The organism is Mitsuokella sp. AF33-22 (genome assembly GCF_003475755.1).
Lineage (GTDB): Bacteria > Bacillota > Negativicutes > Selenomonadales > Selenomonadaceae > Mitsuokella.
Genome location: NZ_QRQA01000014.1, coordinates 60,241 through 85,648, shown reverse-complemented (window position 1 = coordinate 85,648; position 25,408 = coordinate 60,241). Strand labels below are relative to the sequence as shown.

Genomic DNA, 25,408 nt, shown 5'->3' with positions numbered 1-25,408 from the left:
AGTATTCCAAGTGACTACCGTTGCGGCCATTCCTCTCCTGACTGAAGTGAGAAGATTCCTGGCCGCATTTTAATTGAACTCTATTATACCATAACTGCATAGCTGACAGCAGAAAAAATGACGATTATTAGCGATAATAGTTTTCTTTTAAAAATTACTCGTCACTGTCATTGTCTCCATCTGACTTTTGCGATATAATACAATCATAAGCTTGATTCATCCCAAAATAATCAAAGGAGGCTATTTCAATGGAAGCACTGATCCTATCACGATGGCAATTCGCCATCACAACCGTCTACCATTTCCTCTTCGTCCCCGTAACACTGGGGCTCTCGATTTTCGTGGCCCTGCTCGAGACATGTTACGTGCGGACGAAGCGTCCCCAATGGAAGAAAGCATCTCGTCAGCTCGTGAGATTCTTTGGCACACTCTTCATCATCAATTTCTCAATGGGTGTCGTCACCGGTATCGTACAGGAATTTCATTTTGGCATGAATTGGTCGGAATATTCCCGCTTCATGGGAGATATCTTCGGTGCGCCACTGGCACTGGAAGCGCTGACTGCCTTCTTCCTCGAATCCACCTTTCTCGGCATCTGGATTTTCGGCTGGGACAAGCTTTCGGAAAAAGCACATTGTATCTGCATCTGGATCGTAGCCTTCGCCAGCAATCTATCCGCATTCTGGATCCTCGTGGCCAACTCCTTCATGCAGCACCCCGTTGGCTATGCACTCAACAATGGACGTGCGGAGATGACGGATTTCTTCGCATTGGTAACGAATCACTACGTTCTCGGCGAGTACTCGCATACGCTGTTCTCCGCCATTGCTACGGCCGGGTTCCTGGTACTGGCTGTTTCGGCCTGGAAGGTCCTGCATGATGAAGTCTCCCGCCAGGCCTTCACACAGACGCTCAAAGCCGGTGCCATCTACATGCTCATCGGCCTTTTTGCCACGATGGGCAGCGGACATATGCACGCCCAGTATCTCGCACAAGCCAATCCCATGAAGCTTTCCTCCGTGGAAGCACTCTGGGAAACGGCTGACCCGGCTCCCTTTGCCATCTTCGCCGATATCGACGAAGAAAACCATAGGAACAATATGGAGCTTACTGTTCCCGGTGTCTTCTCCTTCATGCTATACAATTCGCCGACGGGTGCCGTCAAAGGCATCAACCAGCTGCAGCAGGAATACGCAGCCAACTATGGGCCCGGTGAGTATCGTCCGGACGTAACCGGACTCTTCTGGAGTTTCCGCATGATGATCGGCATCGGCGCACTGATGATTTTCCTTGGCCTGGTCACGCTCTATCTCACTTGGAAAAAACGTCCGCTCGCCTGCCCGCTGCTGCTTAAGGCACTGCCCTGGCTGCTGCCGCTGCCATATCTTGCGAATTCCTTCGGCTGGTATGTCGCAGAAGGCGGACGCCAGCCCTGGATTGTCGTTGGCCTGCAGAAAACAGCAGACGCCGTCTCGCCGAATCTCACAGGTACCGATGTCTGGATCACGATGATCGGCTTCACGGTTCTCTACCTGCTGCTGGCCATCGCTGCCTTCTGGATTGCCATCCGCTTTGTCCGGAAGACCCGCATCGCAATGGAAGGGAGGGACGCATGATGGATCTCAACATTCTCTGGTTCATCCTCATCGTCGTACTGTTCACCGGTTTCTTTTTCCTCGAAGGCTTTGATTACGGTGTAGGCGGGCTGCTGCCTTTCCTCTCATCCCGCGAGGAAGACCGCGGCGTTATCCTGCGCACTATCACCCCGGTCTGGGATGGCAATGAAGTCTGGATGATCACGGCGGGCGGCGCCCTTTTCGCAGCTTTCCCGCATGTCTATGCCACGATGTTCTCAGCATTCTACCTGGCTCTCTTCCTGATGCTCGTCGCTCTCATCCTGCGCGGTGTGGCCTTCGATCTGCGCGGTCGCCAGGAATCGCTGTGCTGGCGCCGTTTCTGGGATGGTGCCATCTGCTTTGGCAGTGTCGTACCGGCTTTTCTCTGGGGCGTCGCCGTCACGAATCTCATCGCCGGCCTGCCCATCAATGCCCAGATGAACTACATGGGCGGGTTCTTCGACCTGCTGTCACTCTACACGATCGTCGGCGGCCTTGCGTTCCTGTTCGTCTTCCTGTTCCACGGCGCTGCCTTCCTGACGCTGCGCCTCAAGGACACGGGCCTCATCCTGCGCTGCCAGGCGCTCGCACTCAAGGTTGGCGTCACCGCTGCCATCTTCTTCGTGCTCTGCATGCTGCTGACCTTTGAACACACGGACCTCTTCCAGAGCCCACTGGCAGCCGTCGCCCTCTTTGGCGCCGCCCTGCTCTTTGTCATCGCTCTTCTGAGCATGAACCTCGGCAAGGGCAAGGCCAGCTTTATCCTGAGCTCGCTGGCCATCGTCGCCACGACGGTCGCCTTCTTCGCCGGCCTCTTCCCGCGCCTCATGGTTTCGAGCCTGAACCCGGCGTGGAGCCTGACGATCACGAACGCCTCCTCGTCGCCTTATACGCTCTCCGTCATGACGGTCGCCGCCGGTATCTTCGTGCCGATTGTCCTTCTCTACCAGATCTGGTCGTATTACATCTTCCGCAAACGCGTCACGCCCAAGGATGCCGAAGAGCATTATTGAGCCGTCCGGAAGATACGACATCACCATGAAATAACGATTATGAATATGAAGCAGACCTTTCTTTTCAAAGCCCTGCATGAGCAAACGCATACGAGAAACCAGCTGTTCCTCACGGAGCTCCTGCGCGCCATGGCCGTTCTCGGTGCCTGCGGGGCTGCCAGCCTGGCCATCAACCAGGTATTTCTCGGAAAGGGAAGCCTTACGGAAACAGCACCAGTCCTCCTGGTGCTGTTTCTTGTACTCGGGCTTCTCCATCTCCTGGCCCTGCGTCAGGATCATCTGCTGCAGGGCCTGTCTGCAGCGCTGCGCCATGACGTGCGCCATCGTCTTCACCTGCGTCTTCTGTCGCCGGAAGGACAAACGGACCGCAGCTTCCGCCGCCAGCTGCTGCCGCTCGCACTCGAGAGCACGGATGCCCTCGATGCCTGGTTCACGAAGGTCCTGCCCGTCGTGCTCGGCATCCTCGTCGCCATGCCCTGCCTGCTGATTGCCGCCTTCTTCATCGATCCGGTCACGGGCCTCTTGATGCTCATAACGGTCCCCATCGCGCCCTTCCTGCTCTACCTCATCGGGCGCGTGACAAAAGAGGCGAGCCAGCAGCAGTGGCGGCAGATGAACCGCTTCTCCGCAGGGCTCGCCGAGATCCTGCGCGCGCTGCCTACGCTCAAGCTCTTTGCGCGCGAACGGGACGAACGCCGCCGCGTCAGGATGCTCAGCCAGGAATTTGCACAGGCGGCGCTGCGCGTCCTGCAGCTTTCCTTTGTCTCGGCATTTGCCCTCGAGCTCATCACGACACTGGCCATCGCCATCATTGCCGTGAGCATCGGGCTGCGTCTGCTCTACGGCCAGCTGACGTTCACGGCAGCATTCTTCGTGCTGCTCTTGACGCCGGAATTCTATCAGCCGCTGCGCCTCTCCGGCACGGCTTTCCACAGCGGCATGACGGCCTTCACGGCCGAGCAGGCCCTGAGGCCGTACTGCCTGACGCCGGGACCGGCACCGGCCGCAGACAAAGGCAGCTGCCCCGCGGGCTTCGCCCTTGCTGCGCAGGATCTTTCCTTCCGCTATGCGGGCAGTCCGCTCCCCCTCATGAATGGCGTACATATTGCCGTCAAGCATGGCGGCATGACCGTTCTCCACGGGCCGAGCGGCTGCGGCAAGACCACGCTCATCCGCCTGCTCGCGGGCCTGCTGATGCCGGAGGCGGGAACGATCCTGCGCCGGCAGACATCTGCTAACGGCTGGAGCTATGTGCCGCAGGAGCCCCATCTGTACAACGGCACGCTGCTCGAAAACGTCACACTCTTTCACGAAGAATGCCGTGAAGATGACGCCCTGCAGGCACTTCGGCGCCTTGACCTGACGGATATGGTGCGGGGCCTGCCGCAGGGACTTGACACGCCCCTGGGTGAAGGCGGGCAAAACCTCTCGCAGGGCCAGCGCAAGCGCCTGGGGCTCGCCCGCGCCCTCCTGCAGAACCGCCCGCTCCTGCTGCTCGATGAGCCGACGGCCGCACTCGATGAAGAAACGGCCGCCATCATCCGCGCTGCACTGCTCTCGCTGCGCGGCTCGCACACGCTCTTTGTCATCAGCCATGACGAAGCGCTGCAAAAAGCTGCCGACCAGCTGCTCGCCTGGGATGATATCACTGGCGAGAACGATACCCATCAGGAAGGAGATGCATGCATATGAGAAAACTCCTGCAGCTGACCTCCCTCCCAGAGTTTCTGCCCGTCCTTCTGGTGAGCCTCATCGCTCTCTTCACGGGACTGGCGCTGCTCGGCGCCTCGGCCTGGCTCGTCGCCTCGGCCGCACTCATGCCGCCCTTGTACACGCTGGCACTCGGCATCACCACCGTGCGGGCCTGCGGCATCGGCCGCGCCGTCTTCCGCTATGGCGAACGCTATCTCTCGCACCGCATGGCCTTCCGCATTCTGACGGAAATCCGGCTCTCTCTCTACGACCGGGCAGCTTCCATCCTGCCGCTGCGCAGCGGCCCCGCCCGTCAGGGAGAATTCCTGCACGACCTCCTGACAGGAGCCGATGAACTGCGCGACTTCTACGTCCGCTCCCTGCTGCCCGTCCTTGCCATTGGCCTCATCACGGCACTTGCCACCTGGCTGCTCGCGCGCGTGCTCGGCTGCATCGCCCTGCTGCTGCCCCTGCTCTACCTCCTGCGGCTCGTACTCGCCTGCCTCCGCCGGCCCGCCGAAGAAGACCAGCGTCGTGCGCTTGACGCCGCCTACCGCAGCGCGCTCCTTGATGTCAGCGCCGGTGCCGACGAGCTCATCCGGGCGGGATCCGAGCCCGCCGCCAGACTTCTCGCAAGAAACGCCCAGGCCCTGCTGCAGGGGGATACCCGTCTTGCACGCGGCGATGCGCGGCGCGATGCCGGCGCCAATCTTCTCGATACCGCCGTCCTGCTCACCCTGCTTGCGCTGCTTATCCTCCGCGTCACACAAGATAAGCTGAGCGGCATCGACCTCTGCGTCTGGTTCCTGATCCTGCAAACCCTGCTCGTCGAATTCCGCACGCTGCCCGAAGCCGTGCGCCAGGGACGGCGCAGCCTGGCAGCCGCCTCCTGTCTACCCGAAAAACGGCAGATGCCTGACGGCGATGACGACTCCCGCCCGGATCAAGCACCGGATGCACCCGCTGCTTCGACAGACGGGCCCCTCCTTGCCGCGCAGGGACTCGCCTTTTCCTACCGTCGGGGTCAGGACCTCCTGCACGATCTTTCCTTTGCCATCCGCCCCGGCCAGCACACCGCCATCATCGGGGCCAGCGGCTCCGGCAAGACCACGCTCGCCTATCTCCTGCTCGGCGTCTGGCCGCCCGACGCGGGAACGCTGCTGCTGCATGGAACATCCTGCCAGCATATTTCCCATGACGTTTTTCATACGTCCATCGCCGCACTGCCCCAGGGCAGCGTCCTGTTCGCCGGGTCCATGCGCGAGAATTTCCAGCGGTACCGCCCCACGTGCAACGAAAGCAACATACGTGCGGCACTTGACACGGCACAGCTCACGGACCTCGTAAAGCAGCTGCCGCAAGGCATCGATACGCCGCTTGGCGAAGATGCCTGCGGCCTCTCCGGCGGCCAGCGCAATCGCCTGCTGACAGCCATCGCCATCGCGGGCAAAGAGCCCGTCATCCTGCTCGATGAGCCGACCTGCGGCCTTGACCATGAGACAGCCAGGGCACTCCTGACGAACCTTTTCGCCAAAGTCAAAAAGACCGGCCAGACCCTGCTCGTCATCACGCATGAACGCGAGATCCTAAAGGACTTCCCGCAGGTCATCGAACTCAAAAAGTGACAAACGAAAATGAGCCGCTGCAAAGCTTCCCGGCCTGCAGCGGCTCATTTTGTCTGCTCATTTCATTTCGGTATCGTAGTCGTGCCCCTGCACCATGCGGTGCGGACGCGGTACAAAAGCGGGATTGATGACGCTCTTTTTCGCGTCGTACTCCGGCGTGCGGATGTCCAAGAGATCCAGAAGCGTGTGGATGAAATCATCCGTCATGTATGGGCGGTTCACCGCCGCCTGGAGTGCCTGCCACTTCTCAGGGTGATGCGCGCGGTAGGCAGGTGACGCCCAGAAGATCATCGGCACCTCGAGCGTCTCCTTCGTCGGATGCTCCTCGACGTGGCCCGAGAAACTGCCATGGTCGTACACGGCCTCCCCGTGGTCGGGGATATAGACGACCAGCGCATCCTTATCGGCAAACTTGCCCATGAGGCTCGTCACGACGAAATCATTGTAGAACAGGGCGTTCTCGTACTGCGCGATCTCCGTGCGCTTCTCCAGGGACAGCGTATCCTGCGGCGGCGGCACGTCATCGGCCGTAAATTTCGAGAACAGATACGGGAACCGCATGTAATAGAGGCCGTGGCCGCCCATCAGGTGGATGACGTAGAAATTTTTGGCAGCCGGCTGCGCGAGCACCTCATCGACGAGCGGGAAAAGCGCCTCATCGTAAATGCCGTTGTCCTCATGCGATTCGCGCAGCCGCGTAAAGCGGCTGTAATGACTGCGGCCGGCAAAGAGCTGCGCCACATTGCCCCAGATGCCCGAGCTCTCCTGATTCGAGAGCCAGTACGTCCGGTAGCCCGCCGCCTTCATGACATCGATCATATTGTTGTATTCATACCAGGATTTTGACGAATCCATGTCCGCGAACGTCAAAAGCTTGCGCAGGACGGCCACGGTCGCCGCCTCCGGGCTGATTGTATCCCGAAAGACCGCGAGCTCCCCCTTGGCTGCCAGCTCATCGAGATTCGGCGTGTTCTCGAGCGGATAGCCGTAGAGATGCATGCGGGCGCGGTTCGTCGACTCGCCGAGGATGAAGACCACATACGGCGTATCACTGCGGTTCTCCGTGATTTCCACATTGCTCGCCGCCTCGTTCTTGAGCTTCTCGAACGCCTGGATGTTCTCGACGGAGGTTGTGGCCGCCCGGCTCACGCGCACGACGGGCACATCGAGCGAATCGTTGATGATAAACGAATAATACTCCGAAAGCAGGATGGTCCCCGCGAGCAGCGACGCCAGGAACACGAAGGGCAGTGCATGCGAGAGACGATGGCGCGACAGAAAAGGAATCCGGCACCTGCCCAGGTGGCGGTAGATGAATACACCGGCCGCCACGAGCAGGATGGAGGCCGCCACGCCCTGCCAGCCCACGTACATGCGCAGGAACTCACCGGCCTCCCGCGGATTCGTCTGCAGGACAGCCGTCACGATGCCCGCGCCGATGAGCGAGCTGTACTGCACGATGGAAAAGAACTCCAGGCCTCCGAGCAGCAGAGACAGAAAAAACGACGCCGCGAACAGGAACCGCCGCAGCCGCCGCACGGGAATGAAGCCCAGCACGAGGATGTAGAGCAGCACCCCGCCGAGCAGGAACACGGCATCGGCCGCGAGCACGCCGAGCTGCTCCCCCTTGTACATATGGATATTGAGCCAGGCAATCGGCGCCAGATTCAGCACGTACAGGACTGCCAGCAGTCCCGCTTCGTGTTCCGCGATATGCGTGCCGCGCGCCCAGGCCCGCAGCAAAAAACGTTTCAAGGCAGGCACATTCCCAAACCTCCTACAAAGATGATATAATTAAATATTATACCATAAATTCAGGAGGTTTTTTCATGACACAAGATGAATTTCATAAGCTTGTCCATTTCGTAATGGATTCGCCGGCTCATCCGCCCGAGAAACTCTTCATCGGCGGCATGGACAGCTGGCATGCCCGCGCCCGCCTCGCCCACTTCCTCGCCATGAAGGGCATCGACAAGACGAAGGAGGCCCTCGAACTCTTCCACAGTGTCGTCGACGCGGACATCGACGATGAGAAGGCCGAGGATGTCGAAGAAAAGGTTTTCGCGCTGCAGCGCCTGAGCTCGCTCGAAAAAGAACTCGGCCAGCATGACGATGCCCTGCGCCATATCGACCAGGCCATCGAGCTCGCGGAATCGACCGACTTCCTCTACAAGTACATCCTGCGCGGAGAACTCTGGGCCGACCGCTGGAACCTCATGCACAAGATGAACATGACCAAGGAAGCAGAAGCCGAGGTCGATGAGCGCATTGAAGCCTACAAGGACATCCCCATCCACCACAACAGCTACCTCTACTACGGCTACCGCTTCAAGGCACAGCTCTCTGCCGAGCGCGGCGTCACGCTCGTGGCCAAGGACTACATGCACATGGCTCTGCACGCCATGGAAATCCCGAAGGAATACGAAGCCGGCCTGGAAAAAGCATTTGCCGCCACGCACGACAACGCTTCCTGGATTCTCACGGAAGTCGACAAGGCAACGCCGAATCCCGACAACCTGCATTGGGACATCTGAATACTGTTCTGCATGCACAGCCATTCGGTCATGTGGCATAAAAATTCATATTTGCAGCGAAAAACCAGCCAAGCTTATTGCCTGACTGGTTTTTCGTCATGGTATTTTTCCTATATTCAAAAAATGGAGAACTCATTAGTCATCCAGGCAAAGTGCCTGTTCTTTTGCGCCTTTTACGCCTTGCCCGTGCTGCCGACGACATCCATCTTCTGCATGACATAGGCCTGGACTTTGGCCATGCCTTCTTTGGCATACTTCTTCGGGTCAAAGGCTTCCGGATTGGCTGCGATGAATTCCTTGATGCCATGCGTGAAGGCAATGCGCAGGTCCGTGGCGTAATTGACTTTGCAGATGCCGCGCTCCACGCACTGGCGCACCTGATCGTCCGGCACGCCGCTCGTGCCGTGCAGGACCAGCGGAATATCGAGCTTGGCCTGGATTTCGCCGAGCCGCTTGATGTTGACATGCGGCGTGCCTTTGTAGACGCCATGTGCCGTGCCGATGCCGACAGCAAGCGAATCGACTTTGGTGCGTTCGACAAATTCCACGGCCTGATCGGGATCCGTGTACGGATTCTCGTCGTCGTTCTCAAGATCGTCTTCCTTGCCGCCGACTTTGCCAAGTTCGCCCTCGACCGGCACATTGCCCGGATGGCAGGCATCCGTAACGGATTTCGTCAAAGCGATGTTGTCGGCAAACGGCAGTTTCGAACCGTCGATCATGATCGACGTATAGCCCGTCCGGTAAGCCTGCATGGCAAGATCAAAGCTATTGCCATGGTCAAGATGCATGACGACCGGCACATGCGCACGTGCTGCTGCCGTACGGACATTGGCAAGATAATAATCAAGGCCGGCATATTTGATCGTGCCCGGCGTCGTCTGCATGATGATCGGTGAATTTTTTTCTTCCGCAGCAGCCAACACTGCCATGACCATTTCCATATTTTCCACATTGAATGCACCGACTGCATAATGTTTCTGACGTGCATCTTCCAGTAATTCCTTGCTCGTTACGAGTGGCATAATATACCTTCTTTCTGATTCATATATAATTATATGATTATATGTTAGATTAACGAGATAGACTCTCTTGGGGATCTGCTGCCATTTCCTTATAATTTTTTGATCTGGATATCGCCGGCGATTTTCTCGACGTTTTCTTGGCGGACAAAGCCGCTTTCTTTTTCCAGCACATTGGCCGCTCCACAGGCCGAACCCAGGCGCAGGATGTCTGTAAATGGAAGCTCCCGGCTCAGGCCGATCGCCATGCCCGCGACAAAAGCATCGCCGGAGCCCACGGCATTGACGACGCTGCAGACTGGCGGCATCGCATGGTAAACATCGCCCTGCCAGCCTACGGCTGCACCATTTTTCCCGAGGGATACGACCGGCATCAGGATGCCCATATCGAGAAAATGCCTGACGCTTTCTGCTGCATCGGCCAGCGATGAAACTTTTTTCTGCAGCAGCATCTCGATCTCGTCCTGATTCGGCTTGATCAGAAACGGCTTTGCCGCAAGGCTCTCTTTAAGCGTCGCCCCGCTCGTGTCGAGCAGGAATTTTTTCTTTTTGCGGCGGGCCATCTCGATGAGTTCCGTATAGAAGGAAATTTCAAGGCCCTGCGGCAGGCTGCCCGAACCGACGATAATATCCGCTTTTTCAAGCAGCTCTTCATATTTTTTCAGAAAAGCTTCACGTTCGGCAGCCGAAATATCCGGCCCCTTTTCGAGGACTTCCGTCTGCTTGCCGTTCGGCGTGCCGATATTGATGCAGGACCGCGTTTCACCGGCAATGGGCACAAAATCATGATGCATATGACGCGCATCGAGAATCTCGCGGATCATTGCTCCCGTATGGCCGCCTAAAAAGCCCGTCACCACATAATCCTCGCCTAAGATCGCACAGATATTGGCGATATGCAGTCCCTTGCCGCCCGCGGTGTTTTGTAACGTTTTCGCGCGGGCCACGCCGCCATGCGGAAGGTCATCAACGGTATAAATCTTATCGAGAGAACAGTTCAGATTTAATGTGAGTATCACGCAATATCACCTCAGTCCTGGCTGTTTTCCTTAGCCGTTTCTTCATCCCATTCCTTGTACTGCTTGCGCGACCAGACTATCGTGAAAGCAACACAGATCAGGTAGAAGGCACCGATGGCCAGGAGACCGCCAATATTCTGCAGCGTCAGGATCTGCGTGATAATGTAGGTGACCGGCGAACCGCCCTGATCAAGCGCAGCGACTTTGGCAGCGGCATCCGTAAGCTGGCCGGCATTAGAAGCGAGCTGCGTCTGCCATACCATCGTCTGATTGGAAATCCAGATCGTCATGAACATAACAATGCAGCCGGTAATCAAGGTACGGAACAGGTTGCCGCCATGAACACCAACGGCCATGGCGATGAAGAAACCGATCGTCGGCAGATCGCCAAACGGCAGGATGATGTTGCCCGGGACAATGGCTGCAACGAGAATCGTGATTGGGATGAAGAGCAGGGATGCCGTTACAACGACCGGATCACCGAGCAGCAGGGCGCAGTCGAGGCCGATGAAGAAACGGGATTCGTTGAATTTGTTCTGCAGGCGTTTGCGTGCAACTTCAGAAATCGGCAGCAGGCCATTCATGATGTATTTAACAACGACAGGCATCAGGACAATAACAGCAGACATCTGGATGGCCAGCGTCAGGATACCGCGAACATCGTAGCCGGCCAGCACGCCGATGATAATGCCCATGATGGCGCCCATGACCGAAGGTGTGCAGATCGTGCCGAAGCGTTTCTGCAGATGCGTCGGGTTAAAATCAATATCACGGATACCCGGAATTTTATCGATAACGAAATCAACAAAAACAGAGATCGGTGCGAACCAGCCTGTCGTGCCGTGCGGCATGGCGATGCCTTCGAGTCCGAAATAACGGTTAACGGTCGGCGCGAACCAGTCACCGATTTTATAAGCAAAAGCGGCATGAATGCAGACGGCAATGATACCGAGCGTATAGCTGCCCGTAGCGATATCCACGATGGCGCCCGTGAAGGCAAAATGCCAGATGTTCCAGATATCGATGTTGACGACACGCGTCATCTTGAGGGCCAGCATGACAAGGTTGACGACGATGGCGACCGGAATGGCAACGAGTGCGATGCGGCTTGCCCAGGTCATCGGCGACATGCCCGGCCAGCCGATATCAATGACGCTCATGCTGATGCCGAAGTTGGCACTCATGGCCTGTGCAGCCGGCGAAAGATTGGTCAGCATGAAGTTGACGATAAGACCGATACCGACGAAGCCGATACCAATGGAAAGACCACTCTTGACTGCTTTGCCGAGCGGCGTGCCCAGCGCAATGGCAACGATGAAAATAACGATTGGCAGCATGACGGATGCGCCGAGATTGACAAAATACTGCACGACACTTAATAATGCATCCATTTCTTTACCTCCCTGATATTATGAATTCTTCAGGACATTTCGAATCTTCTGTTTAAAACAAAGTATCCCGTTTATTTTTTCGTTAAGACGTCCAGAATCTTTTTCTCTGTAGCTTCCTGATTGATGCCCGTCAGGAAGGCCATGCCATTGACATACGGCGTCGAGAAATCCGGTTTGATGCGCATCGTCGTGACGACAAGGTCCACACCATCGAGGTTGCTGGCAATCTCAATGATACGCATCTGCTCGACGTCCGCATCGATATTGTTCTTCTTGCAGAGTTCGCGGATCGCATCAGCAGCAACCGTAGACGTAGCTACAGCACCACCACAAGCAACAATGATTTTCTTCTTCATGATAAATTCCTCCTCATATCTCTTCTTATCTCTTTATATCTTTTAAATATCTTTTAACCAGCATTTTTGCTTGCTTCCTCATCCGAGGCGAAATTTTCCTGCAAAAGTGCCATGATCTGCTCCTTGCCGCTGCATTTAGCCAGCGACTGCAGGAAACCTGGTTTCTGGAACACCGTAAAGAGCTTTTTCAGCATATCAAGATGCGAATGGCTGTCCTTCAATGCCAGCAGGAAAATCAGATTGACGGAAACTTCCTGTTCCGGGTCTTCCATCGAATGGAATTTGACGGGCTTTAACAGGCGTGCTACGGCAATGCTGTCCTTGAAGACATTGCCAGCCGGCGTCGCATGCGGGATCGCAATCACAGCATCCGGGAGCGGCAGCCCCGTCGGGAAATTAGCTTCGCGTTCGATCACACTCTTGGTGTAGCTTGGATCGACATAACCATTTGATACAAGGACCCCACCGATCTTGCGGATGGCATCCTCGCCACTTTCGGCTTCCAGCGGATCCAGAATCAGCTCTTTATGAAAAAACGAAACCCTCATTGGTCATTCCCCCATTACATACATGACCTTGATGGCACCGGTGCTGTGATCCGTCAGCGTCTCAAAAGCCTTGATGCCGGCGGAAAGCGGGAACTGATGCGTGACGATGCCTTCGGTCTTGATCTTGCCGGCAGCCAGAAGTTCTGCCGCGGCTTTCCACTCGGTGCCCGGGAACGGTGCCGAATAACTCATCCAGGAACCCGTAACGGACAGCTCGCCGCGCAAGATTTTTTCAAAAGCAGGGCCTTGCAGTCTGACCTCTCCATGTGCCGTGCCGATATAGACGACTGCGGCATGTTTCTTGACCAGTTCCAGAACCTGAGCCTGCAGGAACGGAACGCCTGCCGTCTCAAACGCATAATCGACAAGGCCGTGTTCCTTGAAGTAGGCCGGAATGTCGATCTTCTTGGAGTTCAGTGCTTGATAAGCGCCGAGCTTCATGGCCATTTCCAGTTTTGCATCATCGATATCAATGGCGTAAACACGTTCAATGCCTTTGGCCTTGAGGCACTGCAGCGTGAACATGCCGATCGTGCCGCAGCCATAGACAATAGCTGCCGTGCCGCTCTTGAGCGTGCCGACGCGTTCCACGCCGTGCAACGCAACGGTGATCGGCTCGATGCAGGCGCCTTCCTGCCAGGTGACGCTGTCAGCCAGCGGCACAACATTGCGGGCCGGAACACGGACATATTCGGCCATCGCACCGGCCTCGCGCGAACCGACAAAGGAATAATGCGTACACATGGCCGGATTGCCCTGCTCACAGGCTTCGCAGGTTCCGCAGGGAATCAGCGGGGCTGCCGTGACATGCTGGCCGATCGTGAAACCCTGGGCTTTGGCACCGCAGGCAGCGATCTCGCCGGAAAACTCATGACCGACCGTAAGCGGGTAGAAATGAGCGCCGCCGTGCAGGACACGCGGGATATCCGACCCGCAGATGCCGCAGGCATGAACACGGATAAGCACGTCATCTTCGCCAATTTCCGGCACTGGCACATCTTTATAAGTCAGTACCTTATCGGCTTCAATCACAAGAGCTTTCATTTTCTCTGGCAAATTCATTCTTTATCCACTCCTTTTTCCGGATCAGCTCCGGAAATCTTTTTGCTTGCCTCTCTCGCTTGCATCTTCATCATAGCAAAGCGACGAATTGCAGCATAGACAAGACCGTTCCGTTCAAAACGGAAAGAAACCGGACGATTCAGCAGATCATCGGTTTCCATCATGACCATAATGGAACCATCATTCGAAGTGGCGCTGGAATTCTGCAAGGAACTGATCGAAATCAATATCCGAGGTCATATAGCGTGCCCCGTTTTCCTTCACCATGTATTTGAACAAGCGCAGGAAGATTGGTTCCCAGAGATAGAACTCTTCTTTGGCAATGCTGATGAGGAAAACGACCTGTACCTGCATCTGCGACCATAGAATTGGCTTATCAAGCACGGCTACAGAAATAGCCGAAACAGCTGTCGTATTCGTCAGCGGATGCGGAATGGCCACGAGATTGCCGATTTCCGTGGATGAAGCTTCTTCGCGTTCAAATACGGACTGAATGGTCTCTTCATCCATGAGGCCAAGTTTCTGTAGACTTCTTGTCATCTCGCGCAGGACCTGATCGCGGCTGTGCGCAGCCATATGCGTCTGAAAGCACTCACGATGGAAAAATTTCGCCAGATTTGCATTCGTAATGTGGCGGGAATGGAACAGCCGCTTGCGGATCTCCTCCACTTCGTCATGATCGAGCAGATGCGTGACCACGACCAATTTATCCCGGCCCTCTGCCGGAAGATCCGGCAGTTCCTCCTGCGGCATCGTGCTGATAATAAGGTCCACCTGGGAAAAATCGACATCCGGCAGCTGGTAGCCCGGCATGACTTTGGCAACGGAAAGCACATCCTTGAAATACTCTTCGAGACGTGTTTTCAAAAGAACAGAAGTTCCCATACCGCTGCCGCAGACCACATAAGCCGTACGGCGCATATTTCGCGTATGGTCAATATGGCGCCGGGTCAGAGCCGCGCCGAAATGAATGGCAATATAACCGACCTCATCTTCACTGACCGTTTCGCCGGTCTGTTCCTCAATGACTTTCGCCGCGATGATGCCGATCTGGAACGCCAGCGGATATTCGTTCTTGACGACTTCCAGCACCTCATTATGAATCCTGACATGGAACTTGATGCGCGGCACCACAACCTCGAGATGACTCTGCAGCCCCTTAAGCAGCGCAGAATCCTGCCGGAAATCAATGCCCACAATATGCTGCACGCGGTCAAGCATCGTCTCCACCAGCGAGGAAATCTGTTCATTGACGGGATGCTCCATGGCCGTGTAGCGGCGGCTCATAATCAGGTGCTGTGCAATGTAATAGATCTCATTGGTATCGACATCGAGCTGGAAATTCGTGTAAATCTCATCAAAAACAGTCGCAGCAATGCGGTATTCCTTGCAGGCCGTAATTTTCTTGCTTTCCTGCAGACGATAGAGGATATTGTGGCCGTTTGCTGCACGCAGGAGCGCTATGGCAATGTAATCGGCAACATCCCAGAGAGAATCGTCCGTTAGTACCATATCGTAAACCGCAAGCACGCGGATCAGAATGGACCGCAGTTTCTCAATCGAAAACGACAGATCCTTATCCGCAAAATCAGCACCAGAATGATGGCCGAGATTCTCGAACAGGCAGTGGCGGATATCCCGTTCACTGCCTGCGATCATCATGCCCTGATTCCTGTGGTTGACCAGGTTCAGATGAAAGGATTTCAGATCCTCGCGCACATCCTTCATGCTGGCCTTGAGCGAGGACAGGCTGACATAAAGTGCATCAGCAATTTTCTGCTGGACCAGCGGTTCATCCTTGAGCGTACCGAGCAGAATCAGCCGCAGAATCTGCTTTTCCCTGCCGGCCTCATCGCTCTCATCGGCAGGCATCTGTACCTCCTGCCGCCATACTTCAGGATTCTTGATCAGAAGCGAAATGCCGTTGCGTTTCGTCACCGTAATCACCGCAGCTTCAGCCGGCATTTCCTGCTGTACAGCCCGTATCTCATTGCGCACAGTTTTTGAGGATACACCGCACCGGCGGGCAATCTCTTCACTCGTAATGAACCCCGGCGTTTTGGCTAAAATGTCCAATATTTTTTGCTGTCGTTCCGTGAACATCGTCGCTTTTCCTCCTGTTCCTATTATTACTTATTCTCATTCTACCAAGCTTAATTCGTATATTCTAGCTCATAATTGACCATTAAAGTGGAAAAAAATTGTCCCAATATTTTCTCACTGCCAGAATAGCAAACGCTGGCAAACGGTTTCGTCAAGCTCGTTAACTTTACAAATGACGGAAAAAGTACTATAATTATAACATATTATTAAAATTTTCAACAAAATCCATGCATAACAAAATCCATGCATTATGTAACGTCATTTACGAGGGGGAACTCCTATTGATAAGCAGTACGAGAACGATCTTAACCGCCACCTTTCTGATTGGCTGCACGCTCGGTGCCGGTACGGCTTCGGCATCACCAGTGGTAAAAACTGCCGGCAGCACCGCAGCCTCCGCCTACACACGGCCGGCTGACAGATTACCGGCAGCAGCCATCAAAGCAGAAGCGGCCGCCGCTGCTCGTACGTTTCATTCACAGGATACCGCACAAAGCAAGCTTGCCCGCAAAATTGCGCTGATTTCCCCGTTTTCGCCCAAAGGCCCGCAAGGCACCAGCGCGATGCCATCCAACTTCCCTGCAATGGGAAATGATTCCCTTGCTGCGGCTTATGCGATGCGCGAAGATTTCGGCAAGAGCAATCTCCACAAATGGAGCAGCGTCCATGGCATGGATACCTCCTGGGACGACAATGAGGTGACCGACACCGTGCATCTGCAGAGTTCGACCATTGCCTTTCTCGACACGCTGAATGCTGACGCACATGCAGCCGGTGTCTCGTTTGTCATCACGGGCGGTGCCGAGCGCGGCTACCACGCACACGGCACGTATTCCCATGAGAACGGCTACAAGGTCGATATCTCCGATGACGGTGTCTACGCGGGTACGACAGCCTACCGCGTGCTGCTCGAAGCACTCGCCCCCTACAAGCATCACCTTTCCCACGAATGGAACAACAACCACTTCGACATCACGATCTACCCCGCTAACTACACGGGTTCCTACTCCGGCACCAACCACGGCACCGAAGATGATGACGAATAAGAGTTTCTGTGCAAACGGCCCTCCGGCAGCAAACATGCTGTCCCGGAGGGCCGTTCTCTATGTACAGGATATCAAGTATGTACCGATTTTTCCTTCTGTAAGGTCTGACGCCGCAAGTAAGCAAAGGCCAGCAGACAGATAGCGACCGAGACGAGCGAGCCCGAAACCGTCGCGAGTCCCATGGGGAACAGTGTCGCCGGGAACCACACCGACGTCAGGTACACCAGCGGGATGCGCGTCGACACGATGGAAACGACATTGTGCAGGAAGGAAAGTTCCGAGCGGCCGCAGGCACAGAAGTAGCCGCTGAAACTGAAATGGACACCGGCAAAGATCGTATCGAAGACGTAGCCGCGGAAATAATCGGCACCGGCCGCCACCACCGCTGCATCCGAAGTGAACAGAGCCACGGCCTGCGGCGCGAGGAACTGCACGACGGCAGCCACGAAGACGCCGTAGCCCACCGTGATGCGCATGGCGTAATGCAGCGTCTTTATGGCGCGCTCGCCCTTGCCGGCGCCGATATTCTGCGCGCCGAGGGCCGATACCGTCGAGAGCATCGACGAGGGCACGAGGAAGATAAAGCTGATGATCTTCTCCACGATTCCCACGGCGGCTGCATCGGTGAGGCCGCGGCCATTGGCGATGACCGTGATGACGAGGAAGGCAATCTGGATGAAGCCATCCTGCAGGGCAATCGGGACACCGATGCGCAAAATGCCGCCCATGACCGCCCGGCAGGGCTGGAAGGCCTGACGAGTGACCCAGGCGCCGAGCTCATCCCGCTTCATGAAGAAGATGCCAAGCAGGACGCTGGCAGCCTGCGAAATCGTCGTGCCGAGTGCCGCACCGGCGGGCCCAAAATGGAAATACCCCATGAAGAGATAATCGAGCCCGATGTTGACGAGACAGGCCGCCAGGATGATATACATCGGCGTCCGCGCATCGCCGAGTCCGCGGAAAATCGCACTGATGATGTTGTACGCCGTGATGAACGGGATGCCGATGAAGCAGATCCAGAGATAGGCCTCCGTCCCCGCGACGGCTTCCGTCGGCGTCGCCATCCAGCACGTGATATCCGCGGTCAGATGGACAAGCATCAGGGAGAGCACGAGTGAAACGACGAGGAACAGGACCGTCGTATTGCCGATATTCCGCGCCACGCGCTCCCGGTCCTCCGCCCCCACCGCCTGTGCGATGCAGACCGTCGTGCCCATCGCGAGGCCGACGATCATGACGGTGATCATATGCATGACCTGGCTGCCCACCGATACGGCCGTGATACTGGCAGCCCCCTCGAATTGACCGATGATGAAAAGATCCGCCATGCCGTAAAGCGTCTGCAAGAAATACGAGAAAAAATATGGCAGCGAGAATAGTCCGATATTCTTCAAGACACTGCCTGTGGTAAAATTCCTGACCAAGATTCAACCTCCACCCCATTCCTCGACAGTTAGCGGGATACATGCCATTCCCGCGTTCTCCTCCATGATAAACGCTACAACCATAATAGAGTCAAGCCAATTATCCCGTCAAGATGCAAAAAACTGCTTCACCCTGCCAGTTCCCTTGTCTGACAGATGTGAAGCAGTTTTGATGTGCCAAAGCCCATTGATTTTAGGAATGCTCCTCGGGATTCTGCAGCGGATGATGGTTCATGAAGCGCTTGAACGCAATGCCCGGCTCGCTGAAGCCGCGGCCCATGACCTCGCTGGCCGGCACGATGAGCATGAAGGCATGCGGGTCAATGGCGTGCGCAATCAGCTTGATCTTGCTGACCTGCGTGAGCTTGACGACGACAAAGACGACATTGCGCTCCTTGCGCGTGAATGCCCCCTGCCCGTGCAAGAACGTGACGCCGCGTCCGACCTCCATGATGCCGTCGGCAATCTGGTTGGAATGGTCCGAGATGATCAGCACGGCCTTGCGGCTGTTGAAGCCCGCGATGACCTTATCCGTCACCATGCCGTTCATATACATGCAGATGAGCGTGAACATCGCCGGCGCCACGCCGAACAGGAACGCCGCCACGCACATAATCATGCAGTTGAACGCGAAGATGACGCCGCCCATATTGAGCGAATAATATTTCTTGGCAATCGCACCTACGATATCGAAACCGCCCGTGCTGCCATTCATGCGGAAGACGATGCCGTAGCCGATGCCGTTGAAGACACCGCCAAAGATGGCCGCCAGCATGACATCATTGACCGGCGCATACGCATTGAGGAAGCGCGTGAGGTCCAGGCACAGGGAGAAGATGCCCGTGCCGATGATGACATCGATCGTATAGCTGCGCCCCATCGTCTTCCAGGCCGTCGCCAGAAGCGGGATATTGTAGAGGAACGTCTGCAAGCCGATGGGCAGCTGCGTCAGATAGTAAACGATAATGGCAATGCCCGTGGCACCGCCCGTCAGGAGATGAGAAGGAACGAGAAAAAGATTGATGGAGCAGCTGGCGATCAGACAGCCCAGCGTAATGCCCAGATACCGCAGCGCGCGATGATGCATCATCTTCATCGTCACCACCATTACGATTCATCTCCCTTCAGCACGACGGCCTTATCTTTCGGCAGGCGCGACGTATCGATTTCCTTTTCGGCAATGCGCCAGTCAAGCGGGCCTTCCTCCGTCTCACCCGCAATCTCCCACTGCTCGGCTTCCTCATCCGTCAGCGGCAGCGACGTGATGCGCATCCCGGTCAGATAGCCCTGCTCGGCATCGACTGTCAGCACCAGCCGGTCGTGCGGATGGCCCTCGCGCGCGTAGACATAGCAGATTGCACCATCGATCATCTGGCGGTCTTTTTTGCCATACGTCTGCCGAATCCAGTACGAGGTCGCACCAAAGCGAATGCCGTCACGTGCCTCATAGCGGTCATCGCCGACAACAATGTCCACGACCTTGCCCGTCCTGCGGCTCACCGCCGCCTCATCGTGGTTCTTGAACGTATAGACCTTCACGGGCACGCCCTGACGCGTGATTTCTTTATCAAAGAGCGGCGTGCCGAATTTTTCGAGCAGCTGCGCTTCCGTATCCCCCAGGGACACCCCGCGGCAGGAAAAATCCGCCTCCTCGACCTTGCCGGCTGCCTCCGCCGGCAGTGCTGCCACCACCAGGATCAGTAGCAGAAACAGGGCGGTCACGCCCCGGATCAGCCGTAATCTCATCGTAATATCCTCCCGTTACAAATTATCAGTGGCTCAAAAAGCAAAATTGCCCTGATGGAAAATGGGCACCTGCTGCCCGCTGCGCGTCGTGCCGACGATCTCCAGATCCGCACTGCCGATCATGAAGTCCTCATGCACGAGGGAATCATTGACACCATGCTGCAGAAGCGTCACGCTGTCCATCTTCTCCCCGCCCTTGAGGCAGGTCGGATACGCCTTGCCGAGTGCCAGATGACAGGCGGCATTCTCATCGAACAGCGTGTTGTAGAAGAGCACGCCGCTCCTGGAGATGGGCGAATCAAACGGCACGAGCGCCACCTCGCCGAGATAACGCGCCCCCTCGTCCGTATCGAGCAGTCCCTTGAGGATATCGGCCCCCTTCTCCGCGCCGAAGTCCACGACCTTGCCATCGCGGAAGACAAAGTGGAAGCCCTCGATGAGGTTGCCGTTGAAATTCAGCGGCTTCGTCGCATAGACCACGCCGTTGACGCCATCGCGCTTCGGCAGCGTGTAGACTTCCTCCGTCGGCATGTTGGCCGCAAACATCACGCCGAGTTCCGATTTCTCGGCACCGCCGGCCCAGATATGGCCCTCCGGCAGTTCAATCGTGAGGTCCGTGCCGAGAGCGTTCGTGTAATGCAGAAACTGGAAATCGTGGCGGTTGAGGAAATCCGCCGCCCGATGCAGGAAATCGATATGCTCGCGCCAGGCAGCTACTGTGTCGATGCCTTCGCCCACGCGGACCGTCTGGAAGATCTCCCGCCAGAGACGCGCGACGGCCTCTTCCTCGCCAAGCTGTGGGAATACCTTGCGCGCCCAGGACTTCGTCGGCACCGACACGACGCACCACGTATTCCGGTTGTTCATCAGGCGTGCGCGGTACTCAAGAAGCGCCGCCCCAGCCGCCTGATTCGCGAGCTTGAGCTTCTCGGCATCGATGTCCTGGAAAATCTCGGGATCGCGCGCCGCAATCGACACAAAGGCTGCACCCTGCTCGGCGTAATCCGTAAAGAACGCCCGGCGCCACTCGGGAAACTCCGTGAAAAGCTGCTTATCGCCCTCCGCATAGCGGATATGCGCGAGCTCTTCATCGCCCCAGCTCACCACGACATCATGCGCACCGGCCGCAAACGCTTCTTTTGCAATCGTGCGCGCAAACGCCGCACACTCGATTGGCGACTGGATCACGAGAATCTGGTCCTTCTGCAGATTGACACCCACGCGCACGACCAGCCGTGCATACGAGGTCAGTAATTCCTGGTTCATGATATATTCCTTTCCATTCTTTATCATTATCTCAGCCATCAAACTTCATCCGTATCAAAGAGCAGCGTGACCGGGCCATCGTTGACCGAAGCGACCTGCATCTCCGCCCCGAACTCCCCGTGCTCGACGTGGAAGCCTTTGGCGCGCAGATCCGCCATGAAGCGCTCATAAAGAGGCTCCGCAAGCTCCGGCTTCGCCGCATGCGAAAAGCCCGGGCGGCGCTTCTTGAGATCCGCATAGAGCGTGAACTGCGAAATGACGAGGAACGCCCCGCCCACCTGATCAATGCTCTTGTTCATCTTGCCCGCTTCATCCGAAAAGACCCGGACATGGGCGACCTTCTCAGCCAGATGGTCGCAAACCTCCTCCGTATCCTCAGGCCCCACGCCCAGGAGCACGAGGAATCCGTTCTCGATCCTGCCGCGAACCGTCCCCTCGATGGTCACGCTCGCGGACGTCACACGCGTCACGACTGCCTTCATTTGATTCCCTCCATATACGGTGCGACGAAATCGCGGATCGTCGCGAAATACTTTTTCTGATCCTGCTGGCTGGCCGCCGCATGCACGGCTCCCGACACCATCATCAGCTGCTTCTGTGGAGCCGTCGAGGCATCGTAGAGCTGGCGGGCCATCTCAGACGGCACGAGCGTATCCTTATCGCCATGGATAAAGAGCGTCGGGATCTTCGCGTGCTGCTCCGCCACGAGCGGCGAAGCCTCATGCAGGCTGAAATCCGTCTTGGCCTTGCAGCGCCAGTCGAGCAGATTCATCGCCGGGAAAGACGGCAGGCCAAAGGACGACTCGAGCTGATACGCGAGCAAATCGTACGCATCCGTATAGCCGCAGTCTTCCACGCAGGCCACGACATTTTGCGGCAGCTCCGGCGCAGCCGAGGCCATCATGACGGAAGCCGCCCCCATCGAGACACCGTGCAGAATGATCTTCGCATCGGGGTCCGTGCGGGCAATCTTCTTCGCCCAGTCGACAAGGTCGCGGCTCTCGCGATATCCCATCGTCAGATAACGCCCCTCGCTCGCGCCCGAAGCCCTGAGGTCCGGCGTCAGCACCTGATACCCGCGCGCGAGATAATTCGCCGCGATATACCACGAATTCTGCTGCGTGCAGCCATATCCGTGCGCCACGATGACCCAACGGTGTCCGTCCTGCCCCGGCGAAAAACGCGTGGCCTTGAGCATGAGGCCGTCAAACGACGTCAGCTCCCACTCCTCGGACGGATAATCCGGCTTCGTGAACTGCCGGGCCTCCGGCGGCATCAAGAGTGCATACGCCTTCGGCGGCTCCTGCGGATTCTCCGCCGTCCCGCGTTCCAGGCCGAAATGCACAAAGTAATTGCCAACAAAATATCCTGCCCCAACAACCATCGCCGCCACCACGATGACCGCCGTCAAAAGACAGGATACAAGAATCTTCTTCATCGCTAGTATACCCTTTCCAGAAAAATTTTTCCACAAATTCATGCAAAAAATCATACAACGACCATTATAGCATCGAATTCTGTACTGTGCCGGAAAATCGAAAATTTTTCTTCAGGACCTCTTCCACCGCTGCGCGGTCCCCCTTCTCCGGGGATGCCCCCGGCATCCCGCGCTTTGCGCCCATGCGCGGGGCTGCGACGCTTGTGAAGACGTATAGTCAAGTGTTGTTCTTTCCCGTCAGTCCATGGACCTCTTCCACCGCTGCGCGGTCCCCCTTCTCCGGGGATGCCCCCGGCATCCCGCGCTTCGCGCCCGTGCGCGGGGCTGCGACGCTTGTGAAGACAGCATAGTCAAGTGTTGTTCTTTCACGTCAATCCATGGACCTCTTCCACCGCTGCGCGGTCCCCCTTCCCCGTGCGCGGGGAAGGCTAAAAAAGACCCGCTGTGGTTGACAGCGAGTCTTGTGCGTGACGATATGCTTTTAGAAGTCTGCTTTCCAGAGGCCGTGGAGATTGCAGTAGGCGAAGGCCGCTACGGGCTTGTCGTCGCCGGCTACCTTGAAGACGGCTTCCGGCGTGTCACCGGGTTTGAGGTGCTTGATCTGAGCGCCCTGCTCCGTCTGGAGATGAATCCACTCGATGTAGTGTTCCGGCAGCATCGGATGCGCGACTTTGCCGACCTGGACGGTGACTTCGCCGCCTTCGCGGTCAAACGTCACTTCCGGTACGTGTTTTTCCTGCGCGGCATCCTGCGTGTTCGGGATGAGCTCCGTCATCGGAGCCGAGCAACACGAGAGCGTACCGCCGCGGTCCTCGATGAGTCCGACGATATTGCCACAAGTCTTGCATACAAAGAAACGTTTTGCCATAAAAAAGCCCTCCTTGCAAAAATACTTGTCACTATCACTATTGTACCGATTCCCATGCGGACTGGCAAGGTATTTTCAGATATTTCTTATCCTTCGTCAGCCCTGCTCCTTACGCAATCCAGGCGTTGAATTTCTCGACCATCTTGAACGGTTTGTACGACTCCTTGGCCTTGCGCAGGCCTTCGTGGCCCATGTCTTCCTCACGGTTGATGTAGGTCATGTCCTGCCAGGCATTGGCGACGAAGCCCTGGTTGATGGCAGGATACGCGCCGCGGATGTTCGGGTCGGCCTTCTCGACATGGATGACGGCCGTGTCCGCATTGAGTGGCTCGCCGAAGGTGAATGCGATGATGCGGTTGTCGAGCCGGATGGCACCGCCCTTGAGCTTGAAATACGCGTAGTCGTTGAGTATTTCAAGGATGGCCTTGCGCTCCCAGGCGATGAAGGGGTCGTCCGGTTCATCCTGCAGGCGCAGCTTGTACCAGTTGTTGAGCTCAATCTTGCAGGCCGTGATAATGTCGTCCGTGATGGGTAGGTATTCGGCTTCCGGATAGAGCTTGCGGAACGCATTGAGATGATTCTTCTTCGAATGGAGCTTGCGGCCCGAGAGCGTCGTGAGCTTTTCGGCCTCATAGACGTAATCCCAATTGTCGCGATCGTCTTCGATCGTGAATGCCGCGCCCTTGTAGCCTGCGAGGAATTCCGCAAACGGCTTTTCGAGGCCCGTGAAGTAGAAAGGCCAGCCCTGTTCCTTGAAATAAGCAAGGAAAGCATCGACGGCCTCCTGCCACCGGTCTTCGTCGCAGAACGGCTGGATGGCCATGTGCTGTCCTTCCCATTCACAGATCATGTAGAGGATCCCATCTTCCTCGGCCCACTGGATGTGGTACGGTTCACGCCACATGTAGAAATTCGTGAACGTAAAATGGGAATTCTCATAATAACGGCTGGCAAAATAACGGTCCAGCACCGGTTTGTCTTCTTTTTGCAATAACTGGAATTCGATGATGCTCATCCCCCCGGTGAAAACTATACTTGTTATTCATTTATTATATCAACGATGTCAAATCCTGTATGTGACTGACTCACTTGCTGTCCTTTGCGGGATGTGCCGCGTTCTGCGGCATTGAGATTGGAACGCACGAGCTCAATCGGTCCTTTGCGGGATGTGCCGCGTTCTGCCGCGCGGCGTTCAGGATTCCAGTTTCTTCATCTGACGGGCTGCTTCCGCCTGGCGCACGACCTCCTCAAGCCCTGCGCCGCCTGCTGCGGCCACGGCGGCGAGCACCGCCCCCTCGACGAGCGGGCAGTCGACGAGGCGCACGGCGTCGTCGCGGCATTCCTCGACGGCGAGCTCTGCCGTCATGACGGCGGAGCCCATATCCATGAGGACGACGGCACCATCCGTGCCGCAGACTTCCTCAATGGCCGTCTTGACCCGCGAGAAACTCGTGCCGAGCACGCCGTCTTCAAGGCCGCCTGCCGCTTCGATGGGCACGTCGCCGTGCGTCATCATCGCAGCAAGTTCCCTGACGCCTTCCGCGAGCTTCTGGCTGTGCGATACGATTACAATACCAACCACAAAAATTCCCTCCTTGCGATGAAATGCGGCCAGCAGAGCTGACCGCATGATTCATCT

Annotated in this window: 24 protein-coding genes; 6 read left to right on the top strand and 18 right to left on the bottom strand. The window is 56.6% G+C overall.

What is annotated here, in order from left to right; genetic code table 11:
* Nucleotides 1-248 precede the first annotated feature (248 nt).
* Genes DWZ54_RS09730 through cydC form a run of 4 tightly spaced genes read left to right on the top strand, consistent with a single transcriptional unit; the run spans nucleotide 249 to nucleotide 5,946 of the window.
* Nucleotides 249-1,616, top strand: coding sequence for a cytochrome ubiquinol oxidase subunit I (locus DWZ54_RS09730; RefSeq protein WP_118475895.1), 1,368 nt, complete (start codon nucleotides 249-251; stop codon nucleotides 1,614-1,616).
* Nucleotides 1,616-2,629, top strand: coding sequence for a cytochrome d ubiquinol oxidase subunit II (gene cydB / locus DWZ54_RS09725; RefSeq protein WP_118475907.1), 1,014 nt, complete (start codon nucleotides 1,616-1,618; stop codon nucleotides 2,627-2,629). Before DWZ54_RS09730 ends, cydB begins: the two co-directional genes overlap by 1 nt.
* A gap of 39 nt (nucleotides 2,630-2,668) precedes the next feature.
* Entirely contained in the window at nucleotides 2,669-4,321 is a 1,653-nt protein-coding gene (locus tag DWZ54_RS09720) for an ABC transporter ATP-binding protein/permease (RefSeq protein WP_118475893.1), read from the top strand.
* Complete coding sequence (cydC, locus tag DWZ54_RS09715) at nucleotides 4,312-5,946, top strand: thiol reductant ABC exporter subunit CydC (RefSeq protein ID WP_118475891.1); 1,635 nt, start codon at nucleotides 4,312-4,314, stop codon at nucleotides 5,944-5,946. The genes DWZ54_RS09720 and cydC overlap by 10 nt, the downstream gene beginning before the upstream one ends.
* A gap of 57 nt (nucleotides 5,947-6,003) precedes the next feature.
* Here cydC and DWZ54_RS09710 read toward each other — a convergent pair whose 3' ends face one another.
* Nucleotides 6,004-7,710, bottom strand: a complete 1,707-nt coding sequence (locus tag DWZ54_RS09710) for a phosphoethanolamine transferase (protein ID WP_118475889.1) — start codon at nucleotides 7,708-7,710, stop codon at nucleotides 6,004-6,006.
* A 65-nt stretch (nucleotides 7,711-7,775) separates the two neighbouring features.
* On the opposite strand from DWZ54_RS09710, the gene DWZ54_RS09705 reads away from it, so the two are divergent.
* Nucleotides 7,776-8,480, top strand: a complete 705-nt coding sequence (locus DWZ54_RS09705; RefSeq protein ID WP_118015303.1) for a tetratricopeptide repeat protein — start codon at nucleotides 7,776-7,778, stop codon at nucleotides 8,478-8,480.
* A 173-nt stretch (nucleotides 8,481-8,653) separates the two neighbouring features.
* On the opposite strand, the gene DWZ54_RS09700 is transcribed toward DWZ54_RS09705, so the two are convergent.
* The 8 genes from DWZ54_RS09700 to DWZ54_RS09670 all read right to left on the bottom strand — a co-directional run bounded on the left by DWZ54_RS09700 (nucleotide 8,654) and on the right by DWZ54_RS09670 (nucleotide 15,981).
* Nucleotides 8,654-9,505, bottom strand: a complete 852-nt coding sequence (locus DWZ54_RS09700; protein ID WP_118475887.1) for a class II fructose-bisphosphate aldolase — start codon at nucleotides 9,503-9,505, stop codon at nucleotides 8,654-8,656.
* 89 nt (nucleotides 9,506-9,594) lie between these two features.
* Nucleotides 9,595-10,521, bottom strand: coding sequence for a 1-phosphofructokinase family hexose kinase (locus DWZ54_RS09695; protein ID WP_118475885.1), 927 nt, complete (start codon nucleotides 10,519-10,521; stop codon nucleotides 9,595-9,597).
* A gap of 11 nt (nucleotides 10,522-10,532) precedes the next feature.
* Nucleotides 10,533-11,912 carry a PTS galactitol transporter subunit IIC gene (locus DWZ54_RS09690; protein ID WP_118475883.1) on the bottom strand — a complete coding sequence of 460 codons (1,380 nt, stop codon included), beginning with the start codon at nucleotides 11,910-11,912 and terminating at the stop codon, nucleotides 10,533-10,535.
* A gap of 71 nt (nucleotides 11,913-11,983) precedes the next feature.
* A complete protein-coding gene (gene gatB, locus DWZ54_RS09685) occupies nucleotides 11,984-12,268 on the bottom strand; it encodes a PTS galactitol transporter subunit IIB (protein WP_118475881.1) in 285 nt (94 codons plus the stop codon).
* A 53-nt stretch (nucleotides 12,269-12,321) separates the two neighbouring features.
* A complete protein-coding gene (locus tag DWZ54_RS09680; protein WP_118475879.1) occupies nucleotides 12,322-12,816 on the bottom strand; it encodes a PTS sugar transporter subunit IIA in 495 nt (164 codons plus the stop codon).
* A 3-nt stretch (nucleotides 12,817-12,819) separates the two neighbouring features.
* Nucleotides 12,820-13,878: a galactitol-1-phosphate 5-dehydrogenase gene (locus DWZ54_RS09675; protein WP_199663338.1), complete on the bottom strand. Its 1,059-nt coding sequence runs from the start codon at nucleotides 13,876-13,878 to the stop codon at nucleotides 12,820-12,822.
* On the bottom strand, nucleotides 13,875-14,048 hold the full coding sequence (locus DWZ54_RS11865; protein ID WP_158573647.1) for a hypothetical protein: 174 nt from the start codon (nucleotides 14,046-14,048) through the stop codon (nucleotides 13,875-13,877). Before DWZ54_RS11865 ends, DWZ54_RS09675 begins: the two co-directional genes overlap by 4 nt.
* A gap of 10 nt (nucleotides 14,049-14,058) precedes the next feature.
* Nucleotides 14,059-15,981 carry a BglG family transcription antiterminator gene (locus DWZ54_RS09670; protein ID WP_118475877.1) on the bottom strand — a complete coding sequence of 641 codons (1,923 nt, stop codon included), beginning with the start codon at nucleotides 15,979-15,981 and terminating at the stop codon, nucleotides 14,059-14,061.
* A gap of 281 nt (nucleotides 15,982-16,262) precedes the next feature.
* Here DWZ54_RS09670 and DWZ54_RS11945 point away from each other — a divergent pair, with 281 nt between their 5' ends.
* Entirely contained in the window at nucleotides 16,263-17,027 is a 765-nt protein-coding gene (locus DWZ54_RS11945; protein ID WP_199663336.1) for a hypothetical protein, read from the top strand.
* A gap of 71 nt (nucleotides 17,028-17,098) precedes the next feature.
* Here DWZ54_RS11945 and DWZ54_RS09660 read toward each other — a convergent pair whose 3' ends face one another.
* The 9 genes from DWZ54_RS09660 to dhaM all read right to left on the bottom strand — a co-directional run bounded on the left by DWZ54_RS09660 (nucleotide 17,099) and on the right by dhaM (nucleotide 25,351).
* On the bottom strand, nucleotides 17,099-18,451 hold the full coding sequence (locus DWZ54_RS09660; protein WP_118475875.1) for an MATE family efflux transporter: 1,353 nt from the start codon (nucleotides 18,449-18,451) through the stop codon (nucleotides 17,099-17,101).
* Nucleotides 18,452-18,644: 193 nt separating this feature from the next.
* Nucleotides 18,645-19,559, bottom strand: coding sequence for a YitT family protein (locus DWZ54_RS09655; RefSeq protein ID WP_233519484.1), 915 nt, complete (start codon nucleotides 19,557-19,559; stop codon nucleotides 18,645-18,647).
* Nucleotides 19,559-20,197, bottom strand: a complete 639-nt coding sequence (locus tag DWZ54_RS09650) for a hypothetical protein (protein ID WP_118015300.1) — start codon at nucleotides 20,195-20,197, stop codon at nucleotides 19,559-19,561. Before DWZ54_RS09650 ends, DWZ54_RS09655 begins: the two co-directional genes overlap by 1 nt.
* A 33-nt stretch (nucleotides 20,198-20,230) precedes the next feature.
* On the bottom strand, nucleotides 20,231-21,463 hold the full coding sequence (locus tag DWZ54_RS09645) for an aminopeptidase (RefSeq protein WP_118475903.1): 1,233 nt from the start codon (nucleotides 21,461-21,463) through the stop codon (nucleotides 20,231-20,233).
* A 38-nt stretch (nucleotides 21,464-21,501) separates the two neighbouring features.
* The gene (gene dtd, locus DWZ54_RS09640; RefSeq protein WP_118015299.1) at nucleotides 21,502-21,945 is read right to left on the bottom strand and encodes a D-aminoacyl-tRNA deacylase; all 444 of its coding nucleotides are present in this window, start codon (nucleotides 21,943-21,945) and stop codon (nucleotides 21,502-21,504) included.
* Nucleotides 21,942-22,901, bottom strand: coding sequence for an alpha/beta hydrolase (locus tag DWZ54_RS09635; protein ID WP_118475873.1), 960 nt, complete (start codon nucleotides 22,899-22,901; stop codon nucleotides 21,942-21,944). The genes dtd and DWZ54_RS09635 overlap by 4 nt, the downstream gene beginning before the upstream one ends.
* A 481-nt stretch (nucleotides 22,902-23,382) precedes the next feature.
* Nucleotides 23,383-23,769, bottom strand: coding sequence for a desulfoferrodoxin family protein (locus tag DWZ54_RS09630; protein WP_118015297.1), 387 nt, complete (start codon nucleotides 23,767-23,769; stop codon nucleotides 23,383-23,385).
* 109 nt (nucleotides 23,770-23,878) lie between these two features.
* Nucleotides 23,879-24,784 carry a DUF2156 domain-containing protein gene (locus DWZ54_RS09625; protein WP_118475871.1) on the bottom strand — a complete coding sequence of 302 codons (906 nt, stop codon included), beginning with the start codon at nucleotides 24,782-24,784 and terminating at the stop codon, nucleotides 23,879-23,881.
* A gap of 177 nt (nucleotides 24,785-24,961) precedes the next feature.
* Entirely contained in the window at nucleotides 24,962-25,351 is a 390-nt protein-coding gene (dhaM, locus tag DWZ54_RS09620) for a dihydroxyacetone kinase phosphoryl donor subunit DhaM (protein ID WP_118475869.1), read from the bottom strand.
* Nucleotides 25,352-25,408 lie beyond the last annotated feature (57 nt).